This window comes from Collinsella sp. An271, assembly GCF_002159695.1.
GTDB classification, from domain to species: Bacteria; Actinomycetota; Coriobacteriia; order Coriobacteriales; family Coriobacteriaceae; genus Collinsella; species Collinsella ihumii.
Window position 1 is genome coordinate 1 of record NZ_NFJE01000038.1, and the last position, 742, is coordinate 742.

Below are 742 nucleotides of genomic sequence, written 5' to 3' on the forward strand. Positions count from 1 at the left end.
CGTGAAGGCCGCCACCGACGCCGGCGCCGCGGCGGCCCAGCGCGTGGGCGAGCTGCTCTCGGTCCACGTCATCCCGCGCCCCGACGGCTCGGTCGAGACGATCCTGCCCGGTAGCGAGGCGTAAGCGCCATGGCGGAGCAGGAGAAGGGGACGCCCGGAGCGGGTGGCACCTCGCCCGAGTCCGCGCCCAAGCAGGCTGGCCGTCCGACGGCCAAGAAGGCCCCGGCCAAGCGCTCGACCCGAAAGCCCCGCGCGTCTGCGAAGAAGGCTGAGCCCGCTGCGGTGAAGCCGGCTGACGAGGCCGTTGCGGCGGCTCCCGAGTCCAAGCCGGAGCCCAAGGTCGAGGCCCCGGCGCCCCAGCAGACAGAGCCGGTCGAGGCCGCGTCCGAGTCCGTTCAGCAACCGGCTCCCGAGGCGCCCGAGACCGCCGAGGCGCCCGAGACCGCCGAGGCGCCCGAGGCTCCTGAGGTCCCGGAAGCCTCGACCACCGATGCAGCGCCCCAAAAGGACGCCGCGCCCGCCGCAGAAACCCCCGCGGCACCCGATACCCAGACCACCGTGCGGGACGAGGTCCCGCAGACCACCAAGAAGGAGACTGCAATGGCAAACATGACCCAGGCCCTCGGCATGATCGAGACGAAGGGGCTCGTCGGCGCCGTGGAGGCGGCCGACGCCATGGTGAAGGCGGCCAACGTGTCGCTGATCGGCAAGGAGCAGGTCGGCGGCGGCCTCGTCACCGTGT

At 73.0% G+C, this 742-nt stretch carries 1 protein-coding gene and 1 pseudogene; both read left to right on the top strand.

Annotated elements, in window-relative coordinates; all coding sequences use genetic code 11:
• Nucleotides 1–124, top strand: a pseudogene (locus B5F74_RS12150) (ethanolamine utilization protein EutM); the annotation flags it as partial.
• 476 nt (nt 125–600) lie between these two features.
• Nucleotides 601–742 (top strand): BMC domain-containing protein (locus tag B5F74_RS12155; RefSeq protein WP_204212453.1); only part of this gene is annotated, 142 nt, incomplete at its 3' end.